Annotated in this window: 25 protein-coding genes and 1 riboswitch; of the genes, 17 read left to right on the top strand and 8 right to left on the bottom strand. The window is 63.2% G+C overall.

Going from position 1 to position 26,318, the window contains the following annotated elements:
* Positions 1-21: 21 nt before the first annotated feature.
* The 3 genes from QN219_RS28100 to QN219_RS28090 all read right to left on the bottom strand — a co-directional run bounded on the left by QN219_RS28100 (position 22) and on the right by QN219_RS28090 (position 3,310).
* Positions 22-681, bottom strand: a complete 660-nt coding sequence (locus tag QN219_RS28100) for an aspartate/glutamate racemase family protein (protein ID WP_284003559.1) — start codon at positions 679-681, stop codon at positions 22-24.
* Positions 678-2,141, bottom strand: coding sequence for an MFS transporter (locus QN219_RS28095; RefSeq protein WP_284003558.1), 1,464 nt, complete (start codon positions 2,139-2,141; stop codon positions 678-680). The genes QN219_RS28100 and QN219_RS28095 overlap by 4 nt, the downstream gene beginning before the upstream one ends.
* A gap of 326 nt (positions 2,142-2,467) precedes the next feature.
* The gene (locus tag QN219_RS28090) at positions 2,468-3,310 is read right to left on the bottom strand and encodes a MurR/RpiR family transcriptional regulator (RefSeq protein WP_284003556.1); all 843 of its coding nucleotides are present in this window, start codon (positions 3,308-3,310) and stop codon (positions 2,468-2,470) included.
* A gap of 165 nt (positions 3,311-3,475) precedes the next feature.
* Positions 3,476-3,885: riboswitch (cobalamin riboswitch) on the top strand.
* 132 nt (positions 3,886-4,017) lie between these two features.
* On the opposite strand from QN219_RS28090, the gene cobU reads away from it, so the two are divergent.
* From cobU to QN219_RS28065, 5 genes are read left to right on the top strand one after another with little or no spacing between them, the layout of a single operon-like run.
* Positions 4,018-4,545: a bifunctional adenosylcobinamide kinase/adenosylcobinamide-phosphate guanylyltransferase gene (gene cobU, locus QN219_RS28085; protein ID WP_284003555.1), complete on the top strand. Its 528-nt coding sequence runs from the start codon at positions 4,018-4,020 to the stop codon at positions 4,543-4,545.
* Between the two features lie 3 nt (positions 4,546-4,548).
* Positions 4,549-5,613 (top strand): cobalamin biosynthesis protein CobW, encoded by a 1,065-nt coding sequence (gene cobW / locus QN219_RS28080; RefSeq protein WP_284003554.1) that lies wholly within the window; start codon positions 4,549-4,551, stop codon positions 5,611-5,613.
* Between the two features lie 11 nt (positions 5,614-5,624).
* Entirely contained in the window at positions 5,625-9,419 is a 3,795-nt protein-coding gene (cobN, locus tag QN219_RS28075) for a cobaltochelatase subunit CobN (protein ID WP_284003553.1), read from the top strand.
* A 12-nt stretch (positions 9,420-9,431) separates the two neighbouring features.
* Positions 9,432-10,076: a cob(I)yrinic acid a,c-diamide adenosyltransferase gene (gene cobO, locus QN219_RS28070; protein ID WP_284003552.1), complete on the top strand. Its 645-nt coding sequence runs from the start codon at positions 9,432-9,434 to the stop codon at positions 10,074-10,076.
* A complete protein-coding gene (locus QN219_RS28065; protein ID WP_284003550.1) occupies positions 10,076-10,501 on the top strand; it encodes an EamA family transporter in 426 nt (141 codons plus the stop codon). Before cobO ends, QN219_RS28065 begins: the two co-directional genes overlap by 1 nt.
* Positions 10,502-10,586: 85 nt before the next feature.
* Here QN219_RS28065 and QN219_RS28060 read toward each other — a convergent pair whose 3' ends face one another.
* The 4 genes from QN219_RS28060 to QN219_RS28045 form a co-directional block, all read right to left on the bottom strand.
* A complete protein-coding gene (locus tag QN219_RS28060) occupies positions 10,587-11,264 on the bottom strand; it encodes an isoprenylcysteine carboxylmethyltransferase family protein (protein WP_284003549.1) in 678 nt (225 codons plus the stop codon).
* Complete coding sequence (locus tag QN219_RS28055; RefSeq protein WP_284003548.1) at positions 11,264-12,076, bottom strand: sterol desaturase family protein; 813 nt, start codon at positions 12,074-12,076, stop codon at positions 11,264-11,266. Before QN219_RS28055 ends, QN219_RS28060 begins: the two co-directional genes overlap by 1 nt.
* The gene (locus QN219_RS28050) at positions 12,073-12,339 is read right to left on the bottom strand and encodes a hypothetical protein (protein WP_284003547.1); all 267 of its coding nucleotides are present in this window, start codon (positions 12,337-12,339) and stop codon (positions 12,073-12,075) included. Before QN219_RS28050 ends, QN219_RS28055 begins: the two co-directional genes overlap by 4 nt.
* 120 nt (positions 12,340-12,459) lie before the next feature.
* The gene (locus QN219_RS28045) at positions 12,460-13,245 is read right to left on the bottom strand and encodes a TSUP family transporter (RefSeq protein ID WP_284003546.1); all 786 of its coding nucleotides are present in this window, start codon (positions 13,243-13,245) and stop codon (positions 12,460-12,462) included.
* Positions 13,246-13,642: 397 nt separating this feature from the next.
* On the opposite strand from QN219_RS28045, the gene QN219_RS28040 reads away from it, so the two are divergent.
* The 6 genes from QN219_RS28040 (at position 13,643) to QN219_RS28015 (ending at position 19,159) form a co-directional block, all read left to right on the top strand.
* The gene (locus QN219_RS28040) at positions 13,643-14,104 is read left to right on the top strand and encodes a cobalamin biosynthesis protein (RefSeq protein ID WP_284003545.1); all 462 of its coding nucleotides are present in this window, start codon (positions 13,643-13,645) and stop codon (positions 14,102-14,104) included.
* A 136-nt stretch (positions 14,105-14,240) separates the two neighbouring features.
* A complete protein-coding gene (gene cobA / locus QN219_RS28035; RefSeq protein ID WP_284003544.1) occupies positions 14,241-15,083 on the top strand; it encodes a uroporphyrinogen-III C-methyltransferase in 843 nt (280 codons plus the stop codon).
* Complete coding sequence (locus tag QN219_RS28030) at positions 15,080-16,384, top strand: cobyrinate a,c-diamide synthase (protein WP_284003543.1); 1,305 nt, start codon at positions 15,080-15,082, stop codon at positions 16,382-16,384. The genes cobA and QN219_RS28030 overlap by 4 nt, the downstream gene beginning before the upstream one ends.
* The gene (cobD, locus tag QN219_RS28025) at positions 16,381-17,382 is read left to right on the top strand and encodes a threonine-phosphate decarboxylase CobD (RefSeq protein WP_284003542.1); all 1,002 of its coding nucleotides are present in this window, start codon (positions 16,381-16,383) and stop codon (positions 17,380-17,382) included. The genes QN219_RS28030 and cobD overlap by 4 nt, the downstream gene beginning before the upstream one ends.
* Complete coding sequence (cbiB, locus tag QN219_RS28020) at positions 17,382-18,365, top strand: adenosylcobinamide-phosphate synthase CbiB (protein WP_284003541.1); 984 nt, start codon at positions 17,382-17,384, stop codon at positions 18,363-18,365. The genes cobD and cbiB overlap by 1 nt, the downstream gene beginning before the upstream one ends.
* A gap of 41 nt (positions 18,366-18,406) precedes the next feature.
* Positions 18,407-19,159: a glycerophosphodiester phosphodiesterase family protein gene (locus tag QN219_RS28015; protein WP_284003539.1), complete on the top strand. Its 753-nt coding sequence runs from the start codon at positions 18,407-18,409 to the stop codon at positions 19,157-19,159.
* 32 nt (positions 19,160-19,191) lie between these two features.
* Here the strand turns inward: QN219_RS28015 and QN219_RS28010 are convergent, their stop codons facing one another.
* A complete protein-coding gene (locus tag QN219_RS28010) occupies positions 19,192-19,929 on the bottom strand; it encodes a Crp/Fnr family transcriptional regulator (RefSeq protein ID WP_284003538.1) in 738 nt (245 codons plus the stop codon).
* Positions 19,930-20,176: 247 nt separating this feature from the next.
* Here QN219_RS28010 and hemN point away from each other — a divergent pair, with 247 nt between their 5' ends.
* The 6 genes from hemN (at position 20,177) to QN219_RS27980 (ending at position 26,310) form a co-directional block, all read left to right on the top strand.
* The gene (gene hemN / locus QN219_RS28005) at positions 20,177-21,526 is read left to right on the top strand and encodes an oxygen-independent coproporphyrinogen III oxidase (protein WP_284003536.1); all 1,350 of its coding nucleotides are present in this window, start codon (positions 20,177-20,179) and stop codon (positions 21,524-21,526) included.
* A 111-nt stretch (positions 21,527-21,637) separates the two neighbouring features.
* A complete protein-coding gene (locus tag QN219_RS28000; protein WP_010969581.1) occupies positions 21,638-21,925 on the top strand; it encodes an acyl carrier protein in 288 nt (95 codons plus the stop codon).
* Positions 21,926-22,149: 224 nt separating this feature from the next.
* On the top strand, positions 22,150-22,626 hold the full coding sequence (locus tag QN219_RS27995; RefSeq protein ID WP_284003535.1) for a 3-hydroxyacyl-ACP dehydratase FabZ family protein: 477 nt from the start codon (positions 22,150-22,152) through the stop codon (positions 22,624-22,626).
* Positions 22,627-22,628: 2 nt separating this feature from the next.
* Positions 22,629-23,831 (top strand): beta-ketoacyl-ACP synthase, encoded by a 1,203-nt coding sequence (locus tag QN219_RS27990; RefSeq protein WP_284003534.1) that lies wholly within the window; start codon positions 22,629-22,631, stop codon positions 23,829-23,831.
* Positions 23,832-23,844: 13 nt separating this feature from the next.
* The gene (locus tag QN219_RS27985; protein WP_284003533.1) at positions 23,845-25,128 is read left to right on the top strand and encodes a beta-ketoacyl-ACP synthase; all 1,284 of its coding nucleotides are present in this window, start codon (positions 23,845-23,847) and stop codon (positions 25,126-25,128) included.
* Between the two features lie 153 nt (positions 25,129-25,281).
* Complete coding sequence (locus QN219_RS27980; protein ID WP_284003532.1) at positions 25,282-26,310, top strand: zinc-binding dehydrogenase; 1,029 nt, start codon at positions 25,282-25,284, stop codon at positions 26,308-26,310.
* Positions 26,311-26,318 lie beyond the last annotated feature (8 nt).

The raw sequence follows: 26,318 nt of genomic DNA, 5'->3' as shown, positions 1-26,318 counted from the left end.
ACTGTGCTGTCGGACGCGCCCTCAGACGTTCACCTGCAGAAGGCAGAACACGCGCTCGATAGCGCAGGGAATGGGGGCGATGATAGGTGTTTCGAAAAGCGGCTGCAATTGCTCGGCCGCCTGTCCGAGTGGGCCGCCACCGATGATGACGGCTTCGGCACCGTCGATTTCGATGCAGGCCCGGACTGCTTCGGCAAGCGATTGCCTGAGCAGTGTTTCGTCGGCGGCGAGGGCGACAGGATCGCCGGCCGTGCAGCGGATGCCGGTATAGAGATGAGCGACGCCGAGGTCGCGGGCCCGATCGCCGATCGCCTCCAGCAGGTCCGGTGTCGTGGTGGCGACGCCGAACCGTCGCCCGGCACGCGAGGCCTCGATCATCGACGCTTCGCAAATCCCGACGACTGGGATGTCGACGCGTTCCCGAAGCGAAGCTAGGCCCGGGTCGCCGAAGGCGCTGACGACGATGCCGAGGCAAGCCGAATCGTGCTTCGAGCCGAGCTCGATGACCTCGGCGGCGGACGCCTTCAACTGCTCCGGGGTTACGATCATCGGGGGGGTACGCTCAGCCGTGGCAATTGCCACGGCCAAGCGCCCGGTTGCAGCCTTGCGCGCGATGGAGACCATCATGTCGCTCGTCGCGCGCGAGCTGTTGGGGTTGATCAGGAGGATGTGCGAGGTCACGTTCTCAGTTCCACTCCGACGCGGACCTGTTGCTGGGCAGCCTTCGGCTGCTCCGCTTCGGCCGGTTGCTGAAGATCTTCCATCGACATGCCGTAGGTCTCCGGGCCGAGCTGTATGCAGAAGGCGAAGACCGCATACATCGCCGCCGCCAGAGCGAAGACGCCGACCATGCCGTAGCTGTCGAACAGTGCGCCGGAAATCGTCGGCACGAAGGAGCCGGCCGCCGATCCCGTTGCCAGGATGAGCGCCACGCCGAAGGCGCGGATGCGCGTCGGATAGAGCTCGGGAGCGTAGATCCAGATCGACGTGTTGAGCAGCAGCACGAAGAACTGGAAGACGGCGCCGAACAGCAGGACGAGGTAGATATTGGTGCCGAGATAGGCGATCGAGATCGCTGCCAGGCAGGCAAACACGGCGCCCAGCGTCAGGACTTTCTTGCGCGGGAAGTAGTAGCCGAAAGTGGAGGCGGCGATGGCGCCGAGCACGCTGCCGCTCTGGATGATCATGCTGTAGAGCAGGCTTCCGGAGAGCGTATACCCCATCGAAACGAAAATGACCGGCATCAGCGTCAGCACGGAGAGCTGGGCGCCGTAGCTCATCAGGATCGCGATCGCGACAGGAATGGTTCGTCCAAGGAACGGTGCCCGGAAGAGTTCCTTCCAGTCGCTTTTCTGCGGAGCCTCATCCTGGACGTGGTCTTTCGTCAGATATTCCTGGACGACCAGATTCCGGGGCCGAAGCGATCCGGAGGCAAGAATGGACAGGACCTTGTTTGCCTCGTCGATCTTGTTTTTCGATGCGAGGAAGCGCGGCGTCTCCGGGACAAAGCGACGATAGAAGACGACGAGCAGCGCGGGCAGGGCAAGCGCGGCGAACAACCAGCGCCAGCTGTTTTCGCCCGGGAAGAGCGTGAAGATCAGCAGGCCGAAGGCCGGGGCGAGGAAATTGCCGAAACCGCCGGCGCCGACATTGACGAGACCCGCCGCCGTGCCGCGGAATTTCGGTGAGCAGAATTCCGACAGCATCGTCACCGCGGTGGAGATCTCGCCGCCGACGCCGAAGCCGACGATCGCCCGGGCGAAGCAGAGCGTCGCGAAATTCGGCGCAAGCGCGCAGGCGGCCGAGCCGATGGTGAAGAGCAGAAGGTTGATCGTCAGCATCACCCGCCGGCCGTAGCGGTCGCCAAGTATGCCCGACAGCAGCCGGCCGAGCGCGGCGCTGCCGAAGGTGATCGTGTTGAGAAAGCCGATGTCGGTGCCGGTCAGCCCCCAATGCTCCTTCAAGATGGGACCGGCGACGCCGATGGTATTCTGTTCGAAGCTGTCGAACAGGCAGCCAATCAGAACGAGAGCCAGGATCTGCTTATGCGCTCCCGTAACACCGATTTTCGTGAAAGCCGATTCCAGTTGTCGTATAACCGGCGAACTCCCGCCGGACTGCACCATATTTTCCGCTGCCATGGTTTGTTCCCCTTGTTGGCTAACAATGTGAAAACCTAGTTTCATGAATCTACACTATGAAACGAGAATTTCATAACGAATTTTCGCCTGGTGGAAGGTGATTTGCATTGGCCGAACCGTAACAAAGACATACGGATGCCATGCGCCGCGTGATCTCCCTGGACACCAAAGGGAATGCAGATTTCATGCCAATGTTAGTGAAACGCTGGTTTCGCCTCTTGGAATCAAGCATCTATCGCCAGAACTTCAAAATTCGTGCGCGTGAAACTGTCGTTTTGTGTGATTAAACAATGTTCTGCAGTTCCAGGCAGGTGCCCGAACGGCAATCAGAGTTCTTCAAGCGCGTCGTTCAGCGCCTCGATGGCACGCAGGCGGTTTCGACCGGCGACGCCGGCGATCTCGATGCAGCGGGTTGTGAGCAGATGGCAGAGCGCCATGACCGAGACATGGTTGAAGAGCGGCCCCGGCGCCAACGTCTGGCAGCGGAAATGCCACTCCGCCTGGCTGAGAAAAGGCACGCCTTCATCGGTGATGTACAGCAGCTTGGCGCCGGATTTCTCCACTTGCGCCAGCAGGCTGTCCATCAGTGCGATGCGACGGCGCAAGCCGAAGACGATGACGACGTCCTCGTCCGAGAAGCTGACGAGATGTTCGCCCATCGTTTGCCCGCCGCCCGGAATGGCCGCGATGTTCTCGATAACCTGCGTCAATTGCCACTGAAGGTAGGTGGCGAAGGAATGGCTGGCGCGAAAGCCGATGACCCAAACCTTGCGCCCTTTGAGAATTGCTTCCGACGCGGCGTTTATCTGGGTCTCCGCAATGGCGAGAAATGTGGCCTCCAGGTTGGCGACGCTTTGGGCCACATGTGCGGCGACCGACTGTTCGCCGCCGGAATCGGTGGCGGTCGCCAGGAACAGCCGCGATCCGGTTTGCTTGTCCGCGCGCGCGTGCCGGCGTGCCGCCTCGTAATTCTCATAACCGAGCCGCTGGATGAAGCGCGATACGGTGGCCTTGGACACGTGTGCGAGCGCTGCGAGTTCCTGCGCCGAATAGCTGGCGATCTCGCCCGGAAAGTCGCAGAGGAAGTCGCCCAGGCGCCGCTCTGCCGGGTGTAGCTCCGGCAGAACCTCGCGCACGCGGGTGAGGAAGGATCGTTCCTTGGCGTTCATCGTTGATTCCGTGAAATCGTCGTTTCACGGGAATGTCCGATTTCCGAGCGGCCTTGGCAATAGCGATACCGCGAAACCGCCGCGTGGCTGTCCGTCATGGTTGCTGGCGTATTTCGGGGCGGCCCATGTCGCAGCCCGTCGATTGACTTTGCGGATTCTGCTTCATAATTAACGATAAAGGATGGTTCCCCCGCGCCGGAGCGGAGCGGGGGAGTAAATGGGAATGTGACGGGGCGGACCCAAACCGGGCGCCCTTATCGCAGCCGACCCCGCGACTGTAGAACGGTCAGGGTTCGCCATCGGGCCTGTCGCCTTCTCCTGACGAGCTGCATGGGGCAGTCTCGCGGGATCGGACGGCCGGCCGGAAAAGCCACTGGCATGGCATCGTGATCAGCCGGGCTGGACGCCTCTTCTTCTACGAATCGTCCGCCTTTCACGATACCGCAAATGCCGGGAAGGCGAGGCGGGCCCGTTCGGCTTCCGGCAGCTTGCATTCGGGCGATCGCTTGAACGCAAGCTGCTTCGAAGTCGTGACGCCGTGAGCCAGGAGACCTGCCATCCGTCAGGGCATTCCGCCCGAAGGGGAGACCGTTCCCCGATGCCAGCACGGAGGTTGTCGTGGCTCAAAAATTTCTCTTGCGAACACGCAGTCGGCGTGTTGGCCATTCATTTCTGCTGCAAGCCGTCAGGGCGCTGGGGCCGGCAGCATGATCATTCCCCATGCCGGACCGATTCTCGTCCTTGGCGGCGCCCGCTCCGGCAAATCCTCTTTCGCTGAAAAACTCATCGCGGCCTCCGGGCAGCCGATGCATTACGTCGCGACGGGGCGAGCCTGGGACGACGAGATGCGCGATCGCATCCGCCACCATCAGGATACGCGCCGCGGCAAAGGCTGGACGACGCATGAGGAACCGGTCGACCTTGTGGGATTGCTTCGCCGCATCGACGATCCGGCGCGCGCGATTCTCGTCGACTGCCTGACCCTCTGGGTCACCAACCTGATGATGGAAGAGCGCGACATGGGGGCGGAATTCGCCGCGCTCGCCGCCTTCCTGCCCGAGGCGCGGGCGCGCCTCGTCTTCGTTTCCAATGAGGTCGGTCTCGGCATCGTTCCGGAAAACCGGATGGCGCGCGATTTCCGTGACCATGCCGGCCGCCTCCACCAGATCGTCGCGGAGAAATCCGCCGAAGTTTACTTTGTCGCGGCCGGACTGCCGCTGAAAATGAAGGGTTGATCCATGACACTCGCTAAGGCCCAGCAGGGCAAGATCCCGGCCACCGTCATCACCGGCTTCCTCGGCGCCGGCAAGACGACGATGATCCGCAATCTGTTGCAGAATGCCGACGGCAAGCGCATTGCGCTGATCATCAATGAGTTCGGCGATCTCGGTGTCGACGGCGACGTCCTGAAGGGCTGCGGCGCGGAAGCCTGCTCTGAGGAGGACATTATAGAGCTCACCAATGGCTGTATCTGCTGCACGGTCGCCGATGATTTCATCCCGACGATGACGAAGCTGCTCGAGCGCGAGAACCGGCCCGACCACATCGTCATCGAGACCTCTGGCCTTGCGCTGCCGCAGCCGCTGGTCGCCGCCTTCAACTGGCCGGATATTCGCAGCGAAGTGACGGTCGACGGCGTCGTGACCGTGGTCGACAGCGCCGCCGTTGCCGCCGGCCGCTTTGCCGATGATCACGACAAGGTCGACGCGCTGCGCGTCAACGACGACAATCTCGATCATGAAAGCCCGCTCGAAGAACTGTTCGAGGACCAGTTGACGGCCGCCGACCTCATCGTTCTCAACAAGACCGACCTTATCGACGCCTCGGGCCTCAAGTCGGTGCGTGACGAGGTGGCCTCCCGCATCAGCCGCAAGCCGACGATGATCGAGGCGAAGAACGGCGAGGTGGCCGCCGCCATCCTGCTCGGCCTCGGCGTCGGCACCGAGGGGGAGATCGCCAACCGCAAGTCGCATCACGAAATGGAGCACGAGGCCGGCGAGGAGCACGACCATGACGAATTCGACAGTTTTGTCGTCGAGCTCGGCGCGATCAGCGATCCCGCCGCCTTCATCGACCGGCTGAAGGGCGTGATCGCGGAGCACGACGTGCTGCGCCTCAAAGGCTTTGCCGACGTTCCCGGCAAGCCGATGCGCCTGCTGATCCAGGCGGTCGGCAGCCGCATCGACCAGTATTACGACCGGGCCTGGGCGACGGGCGAAGCACGCGGCACGCGGCTCGTCGTCATCGGCTTGCACAACATGGACGAGGCCGCAGTACGCGCTGCGATTTCGGCGCTCGCCTGATCGGATAGAAGATGCACCTGCTTCTCGCCCAGAAAGGCACGATCGCGGATGGTAACGAGGCGATCGACCTGGGGCAAAGCCCGGCCGACATCCTGTTCCTCTCGGCCGCCGATACCGAGCTTGCCTCGATCGCCGCGGCCTATGGGCGGCGGGCGGGGGCGAGAACGCTGCGTATCGCCAGCCTGATGAACCTGATGCATCCGATGTCGGTCGACACCTATGTCGAGCGCACGGCGCGGCATGCGAAACTCATCGTCGTGCGCCCGCTCGGCGGCGCCAGCTATTTTCGCTACGTTCTGGAGGCGCTGCATGCGGCGGCGGTGATGGGCAAGTTCCAGATCGCGGTGCTTCCCGGCGATGACAAGCCGGACCCGGGTCTCGATCCGTTTTCCACGGTGCCGGCGGAGGACCGCGAGCGCCTCTGGGCCTATTTCACAGAGGGCGGCGCCGATAATGCCGGGCTTTTCCTCGATTACGCCGAAGCGCTAATTTCCGGCGGCGAGAAGCCGCAGCCGGCACGACCGTTGTTGAAGGCGGGTATCTGGTCGCCCGGCGAGGGGGTGATTGGTGTCGACCGGTGGCGCACGATTGCGACCAGCACTGAGAAGAGGGAAGCCGAACCCACCGTTGCCATCTGCTTCTACCGCGCCCTCGTCCAGAGCGGCGAGACGAAACCCGTCGAAGCCTTGATCGAGGCGCTTGCGGCTGAAGGCATGCGGGCGCTCCCTGTCTTCGTTTCGAGTCTCAAGGATCAGGTCTCGATCGGCACGCTGCAGGCGATTTTCGCTGAAGCCGCTCCGGACGTGGTGATGAACGCAACCGGTTTTGCAGTTTCCGCGCCTGGTGCCGATCGTCAGCCGACGGTGCTCGAATCGACCGGCGCGCCTGTCCTGCAGGTGATCTTCTCCGGTTCCTCGCGCGCCGCCTGGGAGGCTTCCCCGCAAGGGCTGATGGCGCGTGATCTCGGGATGAATGTCGCGCTGCCGGAGGTGGACGGCCGCATTCTCTCCCGCGCCGTCTCGTTCAAGGCGGCGTCCGTCTACGATCCGGCGGTGGAAGCCAACATCGTCGGGCACGAACCGCTTGCAGATCGCGTCCGCTTTGCCGCGCGGCTTGCCGCCAACTGGGCACGGCTGCGTCGGGCAAGGCCGGAGGCGCGCCGTGTTGCGATCGTCATGGCCAATTATCCCAACCGCGACGGGCGCCTCGGCAACGGCGTCGGCCTAGACACGCCGGCCGGCACCGTCGAAGTTCTTAAGGCGATGGCCGCGGAAGGTTATCCCATCGGCGACCTTCCCGAGGACGGCGACGCGCTGATGCGCTTCCTGATGGCCGGGCCGACCAATGCGGCAAGCCGCGACCGCGAAATCCGCGAGGTCATTTCGCAGGATCATTACAGGGATTTCCTCGCCTCTCTTCCGAACCAGATTCAGGACGAGGTGACGGCACGCTGGGGCGAACCGGAAGCTGACCCCTTCTTTCTCGACGGCGCCTTCGCGCTGCCGCTCGCGCGCTTCGGCGACGTGCTTGTCGGCATCCAGCCGGCGCGCGGCTATAACATCGATCCGAAGGAAACCTATCACGCGCCGGACCTCGTTCCGCCGCACGGCTATCTCGCCTTCTACGCCTTCCTGCGGCAGGTCTTCAAAGCCGACGCGATCGTCCACATGGGCAAGCACAGCAATCTCGAATGGCTGCCCGGCAAGGCACTGGCGCTTTCGGAGAATTGTTATCCTGAGGCTGTCTTCGGCCCAACGCCTCACCTTTATCCCTTCATCGTCAACGATCCGGGTGAGGGAACCCAGGCCAAGCGCCGGACCAGCGCCGTCATCATCGACCATCTGACACCGCCCTTGACGCGGGCGGAGTCCTATGGGCCGCTCAAGGACCTTGAGGCGCTGGTTGATGAATACTACGAGGCGGCCGGCGGCGACCCGCGACGGCTCAGGCTCTTGAGCCGACAGATCCTCGATCTCGTCCGCGACATCGGGCTTGATCATGATGCCGGCATCGACCAGGGCGACAGCGACGACAAGGCGCTGGAAAAGCTCGACGCCTATCTTTGCGACTTGAAGGAGATGCAGATCCGCGACGGGCTGCACATCTTCGGCGTCGCGCCGGAGGGGCGGCTGTTGACCGACCTGACCGTGGCACTGGCGCGCGTGCCGCGCGGCCTTGGGGAAGGCGGTGACCAGAGCCTGCAGCGGGCGATTGCGTTAGATCTGGGATTAGATGCTTCTCACCCGGCACAACCCTTCGACCCTCTCGATTGCGTTATGCCCGCCCCGTGGAACGGCCCGAAGCCCGCGTCTCTCGCCGCCGTCTCGGATGTACCCTGGCGCACCGCCGGCGATACGGTTGAGCGTATCGAACTCCTTGCGGCGAAGCTGGTGTCCGGCGAGATTGCCTGCCCGGCGGACTGGGTGGCGACACGTGCCGTTCTCGACGAGATCGACAATCGACTGAAACCCTCAATCGAAGGCTCGGGCGAGGCGGAGATAAAAGGCCTGCTTACCGGCCTCGACGGCCGTTTCGTGGCACCCGGGCCGTCCGGCGCACCGACGCGTGGCCGCCCCGACGTGCTGCCGACCGGCCGCAATTTCTACTCCGTCGACAGCCGCGCCGTACCGACGCCGGCGGCTTATGAGCTCGGCCAGAAATCCGCCGAGCTGCTCATCCGCCGCTATCTGCAGGACCATGGCGAATGGCCGTCCTCCTTCGGCCTTACAGCCTGGGGAACCTCCAACATGCGCACCGGCGGCGACGACATCGCTCAGGCTCTGGCGCTGATCGGCGCCAGGCCGGTCTGGGACATGGCCTCGCGCCGGGTGACCGGCTACGAGATCGTGCCGCTAGCGGTGCTCGGTCGTCCGCGCGTAGATGTTACGCTCAGGATTTCCGGCTTCTTCCGCGATGCCTTCCCGGAGCAGATCGCGCTTTTCGACAAGGCGATCCGCGCGGTCGGGGCTTTGGACGAAGACGACGCCGACAACATGATTGCCGCGCGCATGCGTGCCGAGACGAGACGGCTCGAGGAGAAGGGCGTGGAGCCGAAGGAGGCCGCGCGGCGCGCTTCCTATCGCGTTTTCGGCGCCAAGCCGGGTGCCTACGGGGCCGGCTTGCAGGCGCTGATCGACGAGAAGGGCTGGGACAAGCGCGGCGATCTCGCCGATGCCTATCTCACCTGGGGCGGCTATGCCTACGGCGCCGGCGAGGACGGCAAGGCGGAGCGCGGTTTGTTCGAGGAACGGATGCGGTCGATCGAGGCCGTCATTCAGAACCAGGACAACCGTGAACACGACCTGCTCGACAGCGACGACTACTATCAGTTCGAGGGCGGCATGGGTGCTGCCGCCGAGCATTTGAGTGGCACACGCCCGGCGATCTACCACAACGATCATTCGCGCCCGGAAAAGCCGGTGATCCGCTCACTGGAAGAGGAGATCGGCCGGGTGGTGCGCGCCCGCGTCGTCAACCCGAAATGGATCGATGGCGTGATGCGCCACGGCTACAAGGGCGCCTTCGAGATCGCCGCGACGGTCGACTACATGTTCGCCTTCGCCGCGACCACTGGCGCCGTCCGCGACCACCATTTCGAGGCCGCCTACCGGGCTTTCATCACCGACGAGAAGGTCCTCGACTTCCTGCGCGACAAGAACCCGGCCGCACTTGCCGAGTTGTCGGAACGCTTCCTGGAAGCGATCGATCGCGGTCTCTGGAATCCGCGTTCCAACTCGGCGCGTTTTGAACTGAACAGCCTGTCCGCAGACGTGGCCGCCCGTCGGCTGCGTGCCGGAAACAAATAGGGAGAGATCACCATGAGCGACGAAACGGTAAACAGCGGCGAAGTTGCGCCGGAAAAGGACGAGGCCCGCCATGCCATGAAGATGGCGAAGAAGAAGACCGCGCGCGAGAAGATCATGGCGACGAAGACGGACGAAAAGGGTCTGATCATCGTCCACACGGGCAAGGGTAAGGGCAAGTCCACCGCCGGATTCGGCATGATCTTCCGCCACATCGCCCACGGCATGCCGTGCGCTGTCGTGCAGTTCATCAAGGGCGCCATGCAGACCGGCGAGCGCGACCTGGTCGAAAAGCATTTCGGCGATCTCTGCCAGTTCTACACGCTCGGTGAAGGGTTCACCTGGGAAACGCAGGACCGCGCCCGCGATGTGGCGATGGCGGAAAAGGCCTGGGAAAAGGCCAAGGAGCTGATCCGCGACGCGCGCAACTCCATGGTGCTGCTTGACGAGATCAACATCGCGCTTCGCTATGACTACATCGACATCGCCGAGGTCGTGCGCTTCCTCAAGGAAGAAAAGCCGCACATGACGCATGTGGTCCTGACCGGCCGCAACGCCAAGGAAGACCTGATCGAGATCGCCGACCTGGTAACCGAGATGGAACTCGTCAAGCATCCCTTCCGCTCCGGCATCAAGGCGCAGAAAGGCGTCGAGTACTGATGGCACAAAGCTGGCAGTTCTGGGCGTTGCTTTCAGCCGTGTTCGCGGCGCTCACTGCCATCTTCGCCAAGGTCGGCGTCGCGAATGTCAATTCCGACTTCGCGACGCTTGTCCGCACGGTCGTCATCCTCGTGGTGCTCGTCGGCATCGTCGCGGCGACCGGGCAATGGCAAAAGCCGGCGGAGATTCCGGGGCGCACATGGTTGTTTCTCGCCCTTTCCGGCCTTGCCACCGGCGCCTCCTGGCTTGCCTATTTCCGCGCCCTGAAACTCGGCGATGCCGCTCGCGTCGCCCCGATCGACAAGCTCTCGATCGTCTTCGTCGCCACGTTCGGCGTGCTTTTTCTCGGCGAGAAGCTCAGCCTGATGAACTGGCTCGGCGTCGGCCTGATTGCCGCCGGCGCGTTGCTGCTCGCGGTATTCTAAGGCCCCGCGTTCAAATCAGACGCGAGCTGTATCACTTTGGATTACTGTATGATTTCGGGCATCTTCGCCACGGTTGGGACCGTCGTCATCCTCGTTCCGTTCCCGGGATCGGTCTCGACAGTCGCGGAATGAGCATCGGCACCCTGCTGGCGTAATCAGAATAACCGGAAAAGGTGGCCCGCAATACGCGTTCTTCATTGAACATTCGCCGGAATTGGAAGGCAAAGTGGGCTGCGCCCACCAGGAATGCCGCAAGCGACCAGTTCGCGATCAGAAAACCCACGGTACTGGTGGCTTCCGCGGCATAGAGCGGATGCCGAACGATCGCGTAGGGGCCGCCGGTGACCAATTCGCGCGCGGTGGCCATTATCGAGAATGAACGCCCAAGCCAAAACAGGCAGTAGATGGACAGCGCGAATCCGGCTGTGACGAGAACGGTGGAAAAGAGAAGCAGACCTGGTCCGATCGAGGCGGCAGGCAGGACAGGGATGATCATGAGGATGAATGTGCCGGCAAGAGCACTTAGCCTCGGCTCTGCACCTTCCGCATTTCGTCGCGGCGGCAGGCGGATCAGCGTGAGATACACGACCATGCAAAGGAACAGCAGGCCCAAGGCGCGCGAGGTAAGAGCCAGCCCCCAGTAATCGGTGGTCTCGCGATGGTTGATCATCACCATGATTGCCGCGCCCTGTTGGACGGCGAAGAAGAAGAAAACGACAATGATGAAACCTTTGCCGATCAGGTCTTCGAGTCTGTCGCTCATCAGCGTGCTTTCTCCGGAATTTGCGCCTCAGATGTCGATGCTCGGTGTGTTTGCATCTTGATCGGATAGGCGAGCTGCTGGTGATAAAGTGTCGGTACCGGCTCATCGGTGCCATAGGCAGTCGGCATTCGCGAGGGCATGTAGAGGGTGCCCGCCAACACGTCGATGAATGACAATTGCCCCGCGAAATTCTTGTCAAATGCCTGGCGCTCGTTCGCATGGTGCCAGTGGTGGAACTGCGGCGAGGCGAACAGCCATTTCAACGGGCCGAGACCGATCCGCGTGTTTGAATGGATCAACAGGGATTGCGCTTGGTAGAGGAAGGCATAGATCGCGACTGCGGAGCCCGAGAATCCAAGGGCAAATATCGGCAAAAGCGAGGCCGTCATCGTCGCGACTTGGTCTACCGGATGGACGCGATGTGCGGCGAGCCAGTCCATTTCCTCAATGCTGTGGTGGATCGCGTGGAACTTCCACAGCAAGGGAACGGCGTGGAAAGCTCGGTGCGCAAGGTAAAAACCCAAGTCCGCGATCAGGATCACCTCGATTGATTGGAGCCAGATCGGTTGCGCTTGCACATAGGCAGGGAGGCCTTCTTCCGGAATCATCACCCGTATTGCGATCATCAGCGAGCCAACGACAAGGAGCAAACCGAGTTTGATCAGGATTCCGTTGAAAAAGAGATAGATCACATCGTTGAGCCAGTGCCTGCGGAGCACCTTTTGTTCCGGATGAAGCGGAAGCAGTCGCTCCAGAGGAATGAAAATCAGCGCGATGATCAGGATCGATTTCAGGCCTAGCAATTCCATCATTGCGGATGACCCGGAGCTTGTCTCAAGACCTGTGCAGAGAAAAAAGTCGAGAAAAGAAGAACTGCCATGATCGAGACATAGGCGTTCACGGCGTGGTGCCAGCCGAAGTACGCTGAACCAGCGAGCATCAGTGCCGCAAAGGCGAGAAGCCCTGCGGTCCGGCGCATGCGGAGGAGAAAAAGCACGTCAGGGGTGGCGCCAGCCGCAGCAATGCTGGGCATCACGCAAACCCCGGCAAAGTAGCTCGCCCCAGCCTCGGTCATCGTTTTGAGTCCCCACTCGAAGGCAATAGAACCACGGCCGGCGAATCGCGGCAAGCTCAGCCTTTCGGATTAGTTAACGGCTCGAGTAGTAGCGGAGGTCGGCGGGTCTGGAGGGCGACCTCACATGCCGAGCCAGATCCGTAGCGGATGCGCCGGGTCGGCGAGCAGCCGGATTGCCAGCGCGATCGAGGTGATGACGAGCAGCGGCTTGATGATCTTCGCGCCCTTCGCCATCGCGAAGCGCGAGCCGACCTGCGCGCCGAGGAACTGACCGGCGCCCATCGTCAGGCCGACCTTCCAGAGCACCACGCCATAGGCAAGAAAAACGAAGAAGGCGCCGAGATTGGAGCCAAAGTTCAGGAACTTCGTGTGGGCGGTTGCTTTGATGATCCCGAAGCCGCCGAGTGTGACGAAGCCAAGCATGAAGAAGGACCCGGTGCCGGGACCGAAGACGCCGTCATAAAAGCCGATGAGCGGTACGAAGCTGAGGGTGAAGGTGAGTTTCGAGATACGGTGGTGCCTTTCGATCTCACCGATGTTGGGCTTGCAACCGAAATAGACGGCGATGGCGATGAGCAGAAAGGGCAGAGCGGCCTTGAGCGCGTCGGCAGGAACGACCGTCGCGAGCAGCGCGCCCAGGACAGAGCCGAGCGCCGCCGTTGCGGCCATCGGCAGCTGCTCTTTCAGACTCACGTGGCCATATCGCGCATAGGCGAGGCTTGCGGAACCCGAACCGAAGAGCGATTGCAGCTTGTTGGTGCCGAGTGTTTCGAGCGGCGGAATGCCCGCGATCAGCATGGCGGGAATGGTGATCATCCCCCCGCCGCCTGCGATTGAATCGATGAACCCGGCTATGAAGGCGGCAGCGAAGAGGAAGAGCAGGATGTGAAGGGCGAGATCGTGCACGGAAAGCTCGGGAAGCGGAGTTGTTTCCGCCTTGTGTCAGAGCTGGCGGGGAAATGCAAAGGGTGATGGTGTCCGTCGCCAGAGTCTTCCGCGCCGATTACGACACGTGGATGGCGCAATCCGGTTTGACCGGCCGGATGGGCTCCGGTAAAAATGACAATCATGCGACGGCGTCCGCTTCGAGCGGACTGTAAGAGCGTCCGGTGCGGCCGACCCATGCAGGGGGCCCGATCCGGTGCTGTCCAGACCGGTGCGGGTATCTGCCCAGGCCGGCGCTTCGTATGGAACGCCGACCGCTGCATGTATTCCCCGATGACTTGGGGAACCGTGCGGCAAATCAAGGAGCAGCTTGCGTATCGAGGCGGATGCGCGGCGCTGCAGAGGAGCCGCACAGCAGATGCCTTCGGTCAATGGACCAACCGTCACCACCACCAAGCTTGTCCTTGGCCTCGGCTGCGAGCGGAACACCGCGCCGGAGGAAGTGATCGCGCTTGCCGAGCGGGCGCTTGCCGAAGCCGGTGCCGACAAGGAAGAGATTGAACTCGTCGCCTCGCTCGATGCCCGCGCCGAGGAGGCGGCGATCCATGCTGTCGGCCGTCTTTTTTCGGCGCCCGTACGCTTCTTTGACGCCGCGGCGCTGGAGGCGGAGGCGGCGCGATTGCAGAACCCCTCGGAGATCGTATTCGCCCATACCGGCTGCCACGGTGTGGCGGAAGGCGCGGCACTTGCCGGAGCGGGCCTGGATGCGGTGCTGATCGTGCCGAAAATCCGTTCGGCCCGCGCGACGGCGGCCATTGCTGGCCCTGCGCACGAGGCTGGCAGGACTGCTATCCGGACGAAGCGCGCGGGGGCGACCTGATGGCGTTGTCCAGTGATCTGCAGGTGCCCTTTGATGAGCAGATTCAATGCTCTGTCGTCAGTTTCTATGAAAATAAATTACCTGCCTCGCGGGTTGAATCAGGTCTGCAGTCCCGCCGGACCTCAAGGATTATTTCATGACGGATGCACTTTTCGCCGGCCTGCCCGAACTTGAACCCGGTAGCGTCTGGCTGGTCGGTGCCGGTCCGGGTGACCCTGCCCTTCTGACGCTGCACGCCGCCAATGCGCTGCGCCAGGCGGACGTGATCGTCCATGATGCGCTGGTGAGCGGCGACTGCCTGAAGCTCGCAAAGTCCGGCGCAACGCTGGAATTTGCCGGAAAACGCGGCGGCAAACCCTCGCCGAAGCAGCGCGACATCTCGCTGCGCCTTGTCGAACTGGCGCGCGCCGGAAACCGCGTGCTCCGCCTCAAGGGCGGCGATCCCTTCGTTTTCGGCCGGGGCGGCGAGGAAGCGCTGACGCTCGTCGAGCACGGCATTCCGTTCCGCATCGTTCCGGGCATCACCGCCGGCATCGGCGGTCTTGCCTATGCCGGCATTCCGGTGACGCATCGCGAGGTCAATCATGCGGTCACGTTCCTGACCGGGCACGACTCCTCGGGCGTCGTGCCGGATCGGATCAACTGGGAAGGCATCGCCAAGGGCTCTCCGGTGATCGTCATGTACATGGCGATGAAGCATATCGGCCAGATCGCCGCGAATCTCATTGCCGGCGGCCGCTCGCCGGAGGAGCCGGTCGCCTTCGTCTGCAATGCCGCGACGCCGGAGCAGGTGGTGCTGGAGACCACGCTGTCGCGCGCCGAAGCCGATGTCGCGGCGTCCGGCCTCGAGCCGCCGGCAATCGTCGTCGTCGGCGAGGTCGTTCGCCTGCGCGCGGCCCTCGACTGGCTTGGGGCACGTGATGGCCGCGTGCTCGCGGCCGATCCCTTCGCGAACCGTGTTGTTCGGGATCGCGCATGAACGGTCTGTTGATTGCTGCCCCGAGCTCCGGCTCGGGCAAGACGACGGTGACGCTCGGGCTGATGCGGGCGCTGAGGCGGCGCGGCATCGCCATTGCGCCCGGCAAGGCCGGGCCCGACTATATCGATCCCGCCTTCCACACTGCCGCAAGCGGTGAACCCTGCCTCAATTACGATCCCTGGGCGATGCGCCCCGAATTGCTCGTCGCCAATGCTGCGCAGGCGGCTGCGGACGGGCGTACGCTTGTCGTCGAGGCGATGATGGGGCTTCACGATGGCGCCGCCGACGGCAGCGGCGCGCCGGCGGATCTTGCCGCGACCCTTGGCCTGGCCGTTATCCTCGTCGTCGACTGCGCCCGTCTGTCCCATTCGGTCGCGGCGCTGGTTCGCGGTTACGCGGACTACCGAGACGATATCCGCGTCGTCGGCGTCATCCTCAACAAGGTCGGCAGCGATCGCCACGAGATGATGCTGCGCGATGCGCTCGAGCGTGCCGGCGTGTCGATCTTCGGCGTGCTTCGACATGAGGGCACGCTGAAACTGCCGGAGCGTCACCTGGGCCTTGTGCAGGCGGGCGAGCACGGGAGCCTTGAACCGTTCATCGACCACGCCGCGGACCTTGTCGAGGCGAATTGCGATCTCGACGCGATCCTGGCTGCCGCGACACCCTCGCCACCGCAGGCGGCCAAATCGGAAATAGCCACTCTGAAGCCGCTCGGCCAGCGAATCGCCGTCGCCCGCGACGTCGCATTCGCCTTCTGTTACGCGCACCTCGTTTCCGGCTGGCGCGGGCAGGGTGCGGAAATTTCGTTCTTTTCGCCGCTTCAGGACGAAGCGCCCGAAAGCGGCGTGAGCGCGATCTATCTGCCCGGCGGCTATCCCGAACTGCACGCCGAAATACTGGCCGGGGCGACGCAGTTCCGCAAGGCCATGCAAGAGGCGGCGGAGGCAGGCGCGCGCATCTTCGGGGAGTGCGGCGGCTACATGACTCTCGGCGAGGGGCTTGTCGCAGCGGATGGCAGGCGTTACGAGATGCTCGGCCTCTTGCCGCTGGTGACCAGCTTTGCGGAGCGCAAGCGGCATCTTGGATACCGGCGCGTCGCGCCGCTCGACAACGCATTTTTCGATGGACCGATGACGGCGCACGAATTCCATTACGCGACGATTGTCTCCGAAGGGGCGGCAGAACCGCTCTTCGCGGTCCGTGACGCCGCGGGTGTCGATCTCGGCCATGCTGGCCTCCGGCGCGGCAATGTCGCCGGCTCCTTCATGCATCTCATCGATCTCTCGGACAGGCGATGACCGCTCCCATCCTTCATGGCGGCGGGATCACCGAGGCCGCCGCGCGTTTCGGTGGCACGCCGGGTGACTGGCTCGATCTTTCGACCGGCATCAACCCGTGCCCGGTTTCTCTGCCGGAGATCGACCGGCGCATCTGGCATCGCCTGCCGGACCGCTATGTCGAAGAGGGGGCTCGACTGGCTGCGAGCCGCTATTACCGAACCGGCGATATCCTGCCCCTGCCGGTGCCCGGGACCCAGGCGGCAATCCAGTTGCTGCCGCGGCTGGTGGAGACGAGCAAGCGCGCCGCCGTATTCGCGCCGACTTATGGCGAATATGCCCGCGTGCTCGCAGTCGCCGGCATTGCGGTCGACTCCGTCGAGCGCGCTGACGATCTCACCGCGGCGCATCGCCTTGCCGTGGTCGTCAATCCCAACAATCCGACCGGGCGGATCTTCCCGCCGGAGGAAATTTTTGCGATGGCCGAGGCCATGAAAGCGCATGGGGGCTTGCTCGTGGTCGACGAGGCCTTCGGCGATCTTGAGCCGGATGCGAGCGTCGCCCGATATGCCGCCGCATTCGACAATCTCATCGTCTTCCGCTCCTTCGGCAAGTTCTTCGGGCTTGCGGGCCTGAGGCTCGGCTTCGTCATCGCCGGCGCTCCCGTGCTTAGGGGGTTCGGCGAATGGCTCGGTCCCTGGGCGGTTTCCGGCCCGGCGCTTGCCATTTCCGCGAAACTCATGGAAGGCGACACCGATGCGATTGCGCGAGGCATTCTCGCGCGCAAGGCCGAGCTCGACGCGGTGCTCCGCACGGCCGGCCTGAAGATCGCGGGCGGTACGGGGCTTTTCACCCTAATCGAAAATGAGCGCGCCCACGAGCTTCATACCGCGCTCTGCGAAGTGCACGTCCTGACCCGCAGGTTCGACTACAACCCGCACTGGCTCAGGATAGGACTCACCCCGGACGAAAACGGTGATCGGCGCCTCGCCGATGCCTTGCAGCGGACAGGTGTGTAATGACGGCTGAAATTTTCCTCATCCTCATCGTTGCGCTGATAATCGACCGTCTCGTCGGCGATCCCGACTGGCTCTGGTCGCGCGTGACGCATCCGGTCGTTTTTTTCGGCAAGGCGATCGGGCTTTTCGATCGGGCGCTCAACCGCGGCAGCGCGGGAGCGGGCGCCCTGAAAATGCGGGGCTTGGCGACGATTCTGCTCCTGCTGATGGCGAGCATCGTAGTCGGCGTCGTTCTTAACCGCCTGTTCGGCGAGCTGGGTGCCATTGGCTTCCTGCTGGAAGCGTTCCTCGTTGCGGTCTTTCTCGCCCAGAAGAGCCTCGCAGAACATGTGGTGCGCGTGGCGCAAGCTCTGCGTGGCGAAGGCCTCGAAGGCGGCAGGGCGGCGGTGTCGATGATTGTCGGGCGCGATCCGAAGACGCTCGACGAGCCCGGCGTCTGCCGGGCGGCGATCGAGAGCCTAGCCGAAAACTTTTCCGACGGCGTCGTGGCTCCCGCCTTCTGGTACGCAATCGCCGGGCTTCCGGGCCTGTTCGCCTACAAGATGCTGAACACGGCGGATTCGATGATCGGCCACAAGAGCCCGAAATATCTGCATTTCGGCTGGGCCTCCGCACGGCTGGACGATCTTGCCAACTGGCCTGCCGCGCGGCTTTCGATCCTGCTCGTTGCCGCCGGCGCCCGCCTTTATCGCGGCATCGAGGCGGCGCGCAATGCCATCGCCGTTGCCTTGCGCGACCATGGCCTCCATCGCTCGCCGAATTCCGGATGGCCCGAGGCGGCGATGTCGGGTGCACTCGACATCCAGCTGGCTGGGCCGCGGACCTATAGCGGCGTGAGGGTCGACGAGCCGATGATCAACGAGCCCGGAAGATCGGTCGCGATCCCGGAGGATATCGATGCCGCGGTTTCCGTCTTCTACGGGGCATGCTCGGCCATGACGCTGGCTTTTGCCGCCGCGGCTCTGGTGGCATTGCTGTTCTGAATTTCTTCTGTTTTTGTCTGATCCCCGGTATATCAGATGTGATGACCTCATTGTGGAACGAGACATCCAAACGCCAGCCGCTCATCATCGCTCATCGCGCCGGTGGGGCTCTCGCCACTGAAAATACCGTCGGCGCTCTCAAGGCGGCAGCGGCGGCCGGCGCCGATGCCATCGAGACGGATGTCCGCCGGACAAGCGATGGAGCCCTTGTCTGCATGCACGATGCCGATCTTCGGCGGCTGTGCGGTGACGCGCGTGCAGTGGCCGAGCTCGATCTGGCAACCCTCCGCAGCCTGCTGCCGTCGGTAATGACATTAAGGGATGCCCTTGCTGCCTCTCATCCGTTGGGCATTCTGCTCGACGTCAAGCTGACGGAGGAACGGCTTCTTTCGCAAACCATCGGCGAAATCGTGCTCATGGACGCGGTCGAGCGAACTCTGCTTGGATTGCGTGACATCGGACTTATCGGTGCCGCGCAAGACATCGTGGCAGATATCGCTGTTCTTGCTTTCCTGGAACAGCCGGACTCCGCACCAGAGGCGCGGCGAGCGGGTGCAAGCTGGTTCAGGCTGTGGCAGCGCGATGCGACCGCCGAACGTGCTGCCACCGTGCGTAACGCCGGCATGCGGCTTGCCGTGATGGTTGGTCAGCCGCGGATGGTCCCTCGTGCCGAGTACCCGCCGTTTCCCGTCGGCTTGGTCGATCGGGAAGGGCTTGAACGGCTACGACAGATCGCACCGGACGCGATCCTTCTCGACGATCCGCGCTTGGCCGTGGAAGGCAGCTTCAAATAGAACTTCGATTCGCGGTGCAACGCACCGTGCTGTCAATCCATACCGGCGAAGCGCATCAGTCGGTCGACGTCGGGCACTATGACCCGGCGGCTGTTCTCGACGCGGATCACGCCGTCCTTGCGCAGCTTCGTGATCTGACGGCTTACCGTTTCGATGGTGAGACCGAGGTAGTCGGCGATATCGGCGCGCGACAGCGGCAGGTCGAACTCGGTTGCATCGCCATGCTCCGGATCGATGTGCGTGGCGATGAGGTAGAGGAAGCTCGCGACCTTTTCCTGCGCGGTCTTGCGTCCGAGCGTCAGCATCCAGTCGCGTGCTTCGTCGAGTTCCTTTAGAGCCTGCTCGTGCAACCGATGTTCCAGCCCGGGCGCCTCCGCGACCAGCCGCTCGACGACGGCGCGCGGGAAGGCGCAGATATCGATGCCGGTTGCCGCTTCCGCGCTCAATGCGCTCTCGCGAGTGAAGGGCCTGCCCATGAAGTCGGGTGCGAACTGCAGGCCGACGATCTGCTGGCGACCGTCGGAGAGCATCTTGCTCAGCTTCACCACGCCGCGAATGATGTTCGCATAATTGTTGGTCGCTTCGCCCTGGCCGACCATCTCCCTGCCCGGATCGATGCGTCGGCGGGTCGAATGGCGGCTGAGTTCGGTGAGTTGGCTTGGCGTGAGTGTACTGCACACGCCGCCGTGGCGCGCCTCGCATGCAACGCAGACGACCGGGATGTCCGAATTATGGATGTCCTTGCGGCTATGTTCGCTGACGATTTGCAATTCTTCCGTGCCCCACTGTGTAACAGCGTCCTTTGCGCGTTTGATAAGACGCGCGGCGCTGAAGGAACCAAAGAGGATTGAAGTTCTCAAATCAAGAGTTGACAGGTGCCAGTTCCGGAACCGCGAAACTATGTCTCAGATGAAATTGCGAAGTGTCAATTTTTCGAAGTTCGCGGCTTACTTGATCAAAATCAAAGGCGGCCGCGCCACTCTCGCTTATCTCTCCTTCACCTTCTTGGAGAGAAAGATGGAAGACGCACTCGTTCTGAAATATGCGGCGGCGGTGCCGCGCTACACCAGCTACCCAACCGCGCCGCACTTCTCCGGAGAAATCGGCAACGCGGAATACGAGAGCTGGCTCGGTGCGATCGGCGAGAGCGACAGCCTGTCGCTCTACGCGCATATTCCCTATTGCGACCGCCTCTGTTGGTTCTGCGCCTGCCATACGAAGCAGACGCTGCGCTACGAACCCGTGGCCGCCTATCTGGCGGGCCTCCACCAGGAGATCGAGGCTGTCGGTAACCGGGTAACGTCGAGCGCACGCGTGACCGCGCTGCATCTCGGCGGCGGTTCGCCGACACTCGTGCGACCTGGTGATCTTATCGCGCTGAAGAACCGGTTCTCGCGGCATTTCACCTTTGCCGAGGATTGCGAGATTAGCGTCGAGATGGATCCCAACGATCTCGACGAGGCGCGCCACGATGCGCTGGCGGCGATCGGCATGACCCGGGCGAGCTTCGGCATCCAGGATTTCGATCCGGTCGTGCAGAAGGCCATCAATCGCATCCAGACCTACGAGCAGACGCGCAATGCGATCGAGGCGTCGCGGGCGCGCGGCGTGCGTTCCGTCAATTGCGATGTGCTCTACGGTCTGCCACATCAAACGATGGCGACGCTCGAGCGGACCATCGAGGCAGTGTTGTCTCTCGGCCCCGATCGGGTCGCACTGTTCGGCTATGCCCATGTGCCGTGGATGAAGAAGCATCAGCAGATGATCCCGGAAGAGAGCCTGCCGGACGTACTCGCGCGCTACGCCCAGATGGCGCGGGCAGCGGAGATGCTCGTCGCCGCCGGCTACGAGGCGATTGGCATCGACCATTTCGCGCGTTCCTCCGACAGGCTCGCCGTTGCCAGCCGGGAAGGGCGGTTGCGGCGGAATTTCCAGGGCTACACCGACGACAGTGCTGAAACCCTGATTGGTCTCGGCGCTTCGGCGATCGGCCAGTTCCGCCAGGGTTACGTGCAGAACATGCCGGCGACCGGTGAATATCTGCGCCGGGTAGAGCAGGGCGGCCTTGCGGCTATTCGCGGCTACACCCTGACGCCGGAGGATCGGCTGCGGGCGCGGGTGATCGCTCTCGTCATGTGCGAGTTCGGCTTCTCCTTCGCTCGCATCGAAGCGGAATTCCCGGCGCTCGCCGCATCAGTCATCGACGAGGCACGGCTCTTCCGTGCGCGCGACACCGATGGCCTCTCGACGATCGAGGCTGGCGTCTTCAAGCTCACGGCGCGCGGGAGGCCCGTCGCCCGCTCGGTCGCCGCCGTCTTCGACGCTCATCTTTCGAACGGGCGCGGCCGGCATTCGGTCGCCGTTTAGCAACACCGTTTTTTTAATCGCCACGGCAATCACCACGGCAAAAGCCAAGAGGCATTGGCTTTTGCCGTGCATTTTTCTATAGGGATCGCCAAGACTCGATTTTCATGAGGTATGCGCGTGACAGCAACATTCGACAAGGTCGCCGATATTATTGCGGAAACCAGCGAGATCGATCGCGAGACGATCAAGCCGGAAAGCCACACGATCGATGATCTCGGCATCGACAGCTTGGACTTCCTCGACATCGTTTTTGCGATCGACAAGGAATTCGGGATCAAGATCCCGCTCGAGCAGTGGACCCAGGAGGTCAACGAAGGCAAGGTGTCGACCGAGGAATACTTCGTGCTGAAGAACCTCTGTGCGAAAATCGATGAACTTCGGGCTGCCAAAGCGGGATGAGGAAAGGTGTGAAGCGGGTTTCCGCCCGCATCCCGCTTTACTTTGTTGGAATCGATCACGTTTATGATTTTGGTTTTTCAAACCAAAATCACGTGATCTAAAGCCTGACAGACCTTCCACTGACGCGGTTCGTTCCGTTTCCCGATGCCGCCTGTCGCGTCCCGCGCTTGACAGGCGGCATCGGCGTTTTTACTTGAGCCCGAAACCAACGGGGGTCAGCCTTCATGCTCCTTGAATACTTCCAGATGATCGACCGCGTCGAAACGGTCGATCTCGCGGCGGGTCGCCTGACGGCACGGTCCGTCGTTCCGGAAAAGAGCCCCGTGTTCGAGGGACATTTTCCGGGTTATCCCTTGGTTCCAGGCGTGCTCCTGATCGAGACGATGGCGCAGGCCTCGGGTTTCCTCGTGCTTGCCGCGACGAAATTTGCGGCGATGCCCTTCCTGATGTCGGTCGACGGCGCCAAGATGCGCACCTTTGTAGAGCCTTCCACCGAGCTTGAGATCGAGGCGCTGCTGGAGCATGAAGGATCCGGCTTTGCCGTAACAAAGGCGAAGATCACCTCGGGCGGCAAGAAGATATGCGATGCCCAGCTGAAGCTGAGGACGATGCCGTTCGACCAGGTGCCGCTCGGCGATATCGTCCGAAAGCGCGCCGAGGAACTGGGACTGATGGCCGCGACGGCCGGTTCGGAGAACTGAAGATGACGAAATCCGCAAACGACGTGGTGATCACCGGCGTCGGTATCGTGACGAGCCAGGGCGTCGGTGTTGAGCCGCATGTCGCACTCTTGAGCGCCGCCGAGCCGCCGAAGGCGCGCATCGAGACGGAACGCTTCGCCCCTTATCCGGTGCATCCGCTGCCGGAGATCGACTGGTCGCAGCAGATCGCCAAACGTGGCGACCAGCGGCAGATGGAGAACTGGCAACGCCTTGGCGTCTTTGCCGCCGGCCTGGCACTCGATGATGCGGGCCTGAAAGACAATCTCGAAGCCTGCGGCAGCATGGACATGATCGTGGCCGCCGGCGGCGGCGAGCGCGACATCAACGTCGATTCGCTGATCGTCGACGAGGGCCTGAAGCGCAACGATCGGGAGCAGCTCCTGAACGAGAAGCTGACGACGGAGTTGCGTCCGACGCTCTTTCTTGCGCAGCTTTCCAACCTGCTCGCCGGCAATATTTCCATCGTCCACAAGGTGACCGGCTCGTCGCGCACCTTCATGGGCGAGGAGGCGGCCGGCATTTCCGCCTTCGAAACTGCCTTCGCCCGCATCAAGGCCGGCCAGTCGAGCCACACGCTCGTCGGCGGCGCGTTTTCGGCCGAGCGCATGGACATCATACTGCTGATCGAAGCCATCCAGGGCCATGCCCTCGGCGACTGGCACCCGATCTGGTCACGCAAGCCTGAGGATGGCGGCGGATTGATCCTCGGTTCCGTTGGCGCCTTCCTTGTTCTCGAATCGCGCCAATATGCCGAGGCGCGCGGCGCCCGCATCTATGCCTCGATCGAGGCGATCGGCGGCGATCGCGGCAGCCGTCAGGATGGGCGGCTGGAGGCACGTCTTGCCGATCTCGCGGCACCGGCAGCGGCCTTCGAGCCGCAGTCGAGCGTCGTCTTTTCCGGCACCAGCGGCTTCCACGATCTCGCCCGCCGCGAGAAGGCGTTTCTCGAAACGAAGCTCGCCTACCGGCCCGTTCGCGCCTATGGCGGTATCGTCGGACACGGCATCGAGGCGCAGTTTCCGGTGGGGCTGGCGCTCGCGGCGCTCTCTCTCGGCCATGCCGCAACGGTTCCGCCCTTCGATCCCGAGGCGGAGGCCGCGATGACGGCGCCGGCAAAGACGGCGATCGTGACGACCATCGGCCACGCCCGCGGCGAAGGCATCGCCGTGCTTTCAGCGGAATAAGGGGGCTCGAACCATGAGCAAGGCATATACGGATCATCTCGGCCGCCCGATCGTCGCCGTGACCGGCATGGGCGTCATCACCTCGCTGGGCCAGGGTCTCGAAGACAACTGGGCGGCGCTGACCGGCGGCGTTTCCGGCATCCACAAGATCACCCGCTTCCCGACCGAGGGACTTTCGACCCGCATCAGCGGCACCGTCGATTTCATCGAACTGCCGGCGGAAAATGCGGTCGAGCGCTCCTATGCGATGGCGCGCGAAACGACACTGGAGGCGCTGGCGCAGGCCGGTCTTTCCGGTGATTTCAACGGTCCGTTGTTCCTGGCCGCCCCGCCGATCGAGCCGGAATGGAGCGCACGCTTCGAGCTTGCCGACCGTTCGCCGCCGTCCGAGCGGCCGGGCGACGCCTATAACCGCTTCCTTGCTGCGATGCGGCAGAAGGCGGATCCGGTGTTTCACGAGGCGGTGCTCTTCGGTTCGATCTCGGAACGGCTTGCCGACCGCTTCGGCACGCGCGGCCTGCCGGTCACGCTTTCGACGGCCTGCGCTTCCGGCGCCACCGCGATCCAGCTCGGCATCGAGGCGATCCGTCAGGGCCGCACCGATCGGGCACTGACGGTCGCAACGGACGGCTCGGTCAGTGCCGAGGCGCTGATACGCTTCTCGCTGCTGTCCGCCCTCTCGACCCAGAACGACCCGCCCGAGAAGGCTTCGAAGCCCTTCACCAAGGACCGCGACGGCTTCGTCATCGCGGAAGGCGCTGCGACGCTGGTGCTTGAATCGCTGGAGGCGGCGGTTGCCCGGGGCGCGCGCATCTACGGCATCCTCAAGGGCTGCGGCGAAAAGGCAGACCTTTTCCACCGCACGCGCTCGTCGCCGGATGGCGGCCCCGCCATCGCGACGATCCGTGCCGCGCTCGAGGACGCCGGCATCGACGAGACGGGCATCGGCTACATCAATGCCCACGGCACCTCGACGCCGGAGAACGACAAGATGGAATATCTGTCGATGTCGTCCGTCTTCGGCGAGCGCCTGCCGACCATTCCGGTTTCGTCGAACAAGTCGATGATCGGCCATACGCTGACGGCCGCAGGCGCGGTCGAGGCGGTCTTCTCGCTCCAGACGATGCTGACCGGGACGCTGCCGCCGACCATCAACTACCAGAACCCCGACCCGGCGATTGTTCTCGACGTGGTGCCGAACGTGAAGCGCAGCCAGCAGGTCACTGCCGTGTTGTCGAACTCCTTCGGCTTCGGCGGTCAGAACGCCAGCCTTGTCATGGCGGCGGAGCCGGCTTGAGGATGGCGCAAGCGCTACCCCCCCTCTGGCCTGCCGGTCAGAGGGGGGTACAGCGCCGCCACCGGCATAGCGACACACTCACAACACGTGTATATGCCCTGAGAGTCGGCACGACCCCGCCCTTCGGCGATCCGAATATTCAAAGGAAAGACCATGCGCGCCCTGCAACTGCTCGATGACCGCAAGCTTGAAATCACCGACCTTCCGGAGCCGGAAACGCCGGGTCCCGGTGAAGTCACGCTCCGCGTCAAGGCCGTCGCGCTCAACCATATCGACGTTTGGGGCTGGCGCGGCATGGCCTTTGCCAAGCGCAAGATGCCGCTGGTGATCGGCGCGGAAGCGTCCGGCGTGGTCGAGAGCATCGGCCCAGGCGTCGCCAATGTCCTGCCCGGCCAACTCGTCTCGATCTACGGCGCGCGTACCTGCGGGCTCTGCCGCCCCTGCCGCGAGGGTCGCGACAATCTCTGCGAACATGTGGGCGGCGTGCACGGCTTCCACCTCGACGGTTTCGCGCAGGAACTGGTGAACCTCCCGGCGCGCCTGCTCGTTCCCGCGCCTCCGGGCGTCGACGCTGTCGGTGCTGCGCTGGCACCCGTCACGTTCGGCACGGTCGAACACATGCTCTTCGACAACGCCAAGCTCGAACCCGGCGAAACGATCCTCGTCCATGCCGGCGGTTCCGGCATCGGCACGGCCGCGATCCAGCTTGCCAAGAAGATCGGCTGCACGGTGATCACGACTGTCGGCTCGGACGACAAGATCGAGAGGGCAAAGGCGCTCGGCGCCGATCATGTCATCAACTACCGCACCGACCGCTTCGAGGGCGTGGTGCGCAAGCTCACCAAGAAGAAGGGCGTCGACGTCGTTTTCGAACATGTCGGGAAGGACACCTGGGCAGGCTCCATGCTGTCGATGAAGCGGGGAGGGCGTCTCGTCACCTGCGGCTCCACCTCCGGCGTATCGACCGACATGAACCTGATGATGCTCTTCCAGCAGCAACTGAAGCTGCTCGGCTCCTTCGGCTGCCGCATGGAAAACATGGCGAATGCGATGCAGAAGATGGGCCGCGGCCTCGTGCATCCGGTGATCGATACCGAAGTCGGCTTCAATGATATCGATCGTGCCTTGGAGCGGATGGAATCGCGGCAGGTCTTCGGCAAGATCATCCTTCGGATGGACTGAACATCGTG

The organism is Sinorhizobium sp. 8-89 (assembly GCF_030124325.1).
Lineage (GTDB): Bacteria > Pseudomonadota > Alphaproteobacteria > Rhizobiales > Rhizobiaceae > Sinorhizobium.
Note: the sequence above shows the minus strand (reverse complement) of the source record. Positions and strands in the feature narration are given on the sequence as shown.

Coding starts and splice junctions, on each gene's coding strand:
- QN219_RS28095 (WP_284003558.1), bottom strand. CDS start 2,141: ATGGCAGCGGAAAATATGGTGCAGTCCGGCGGGAGTTCGCCGGTTATA.
- QN219_RS28090 (WP_284003556.1), bottom strand. CDS start 3,310: ATGAACGCCAAGGAACGATCCTTCCTCACCCGCGTGCGCGAGGTTCTG.
- cobU (WP_284003555.1), top strand. CDS start 4,018: ATGATCATTCCCCATGCCGGACCGATTCTCGTCCTTGGCGGCGCCCGC.
- cobW (WP_284003554.1), top strand. CDS start 4,549: ATGACACTCGCTAAGGCCCAGCAGGGCAAGATCCCGGCCACCGTCATC.
- cobN (WP_284003553.1), top strand. CDS start 5,625: ATGCACCTGCTTCTCGCCCAGAAAGGCACGATCGCGGATGGTAACGAG.
- cobO (WP_284003552.1), top strand. CDS start 9,432: ATGAGCGACGAAACGGTAAACAGCGGCGAAGTTGCGCCGGAAAAGGAC.
- QN219_RS28065 (WP_284003550.1), top strand. CDS start 10,076: ATGGCACAAAGCTGGCAGTTCTGGGCGTTGCTTTCAGCCGTGTTCGCG.
- QN219_RS28060 (WP_284003549.1), bottom strand. CDS start 11,264: ATGAGCGACAGACTCGAAGACCTGATCGGCAAAGGTTTCATCATTGTC.
- QN219_RS28055 (WP_284003548.1), bottom strand. CDS start 12,076: ATGATGGAATTGCTAGGCCTGAAATCGATCCTGATCATCGCGCTGATT.
- QN219_RS28050 (WP_284003547.1), bottom strand. CDS start 12,339: ATGACCGAGGCTGGGGCGAGCTACTTTGCCGGGGTTTGCGTGATGCCC.
- QN219_RS28040 (WP_284003545.1), top strand. CDS start 13,643: ATGCCTTCGGTCAATGGACCAACCGTCACCACCACCAAGCTTGTCCTT.
- cobA (WP_284003544.1), top strand. CDS start 14,241: ATGACGGATGCACTTTTCGCCGGCCTGCCCGAACTTGAACCCGGTAGC.
- QN219_RS28030 (WP_284003543.1), top strand. CDS start 15,080: ATGAACGGTCTGTTGATTGCTGCCCCGAGCTCCGGCTCGGGCAAGACG.
- cobD (WP_284003542.1), top strand. CDS start 16,381: ATGACCGCTCCCATCCTTCATGGCGGCGGGATCACCGAGGCCGCCGCG.
- cbiB (WP_284003541.1), top strand. CDS start 17,382: ATGACGGCTGAAATTTTCCTCATCCTCATCGTTGCGCTGATAATCGAC.
- QN219_RS28015 (WP_284003539.1), top strand. CDS start 18,407: ATGACCTCATTGTGGAACGAGACATCCAAACGCCAGCCGCTCATCATC.
- hemN (WP_284003536.1), top strand. CDS start 20,177: ATGGAAGACGCACTCGTTCTGAAATATGCGGCGGCGGTGCCGCGCTAC.
- QN219_RS28000 (WP_010969581.1), top strand. CDS start 21,638: ATGCGCGTGACAGCAACATTCGACAAGGTCGCCGATATTATTGCGGAA.
- QN219_RS27995 (WP_284003535.1), top strand. CDS start 22,150: ATGCTCCTTGAATACTTCCAGATGATCGACCGCGTCGAAACGGTCGAT.
- QN219_RS27990 (WP_284003534.1), top strand. CDS start 22,629: ATGACGAAATCCGCAAACGACGTGGTGATCACCGGCGTCGGTATCGTG.
- QN219_RS27985 (WP_284003533.1), top strand. CDS start 23,845: ATGAGCAAGGCATATACGGATCATCTCGGCCGCCCGATCGTCGCCGTG.
- QN219_RS27980 (WP_284003532.1), top strand. CDS start 25,282: ATGCGCGCCCTGCAACTGCTCGATGACCGCAAGCTTGAAATCACCGAC.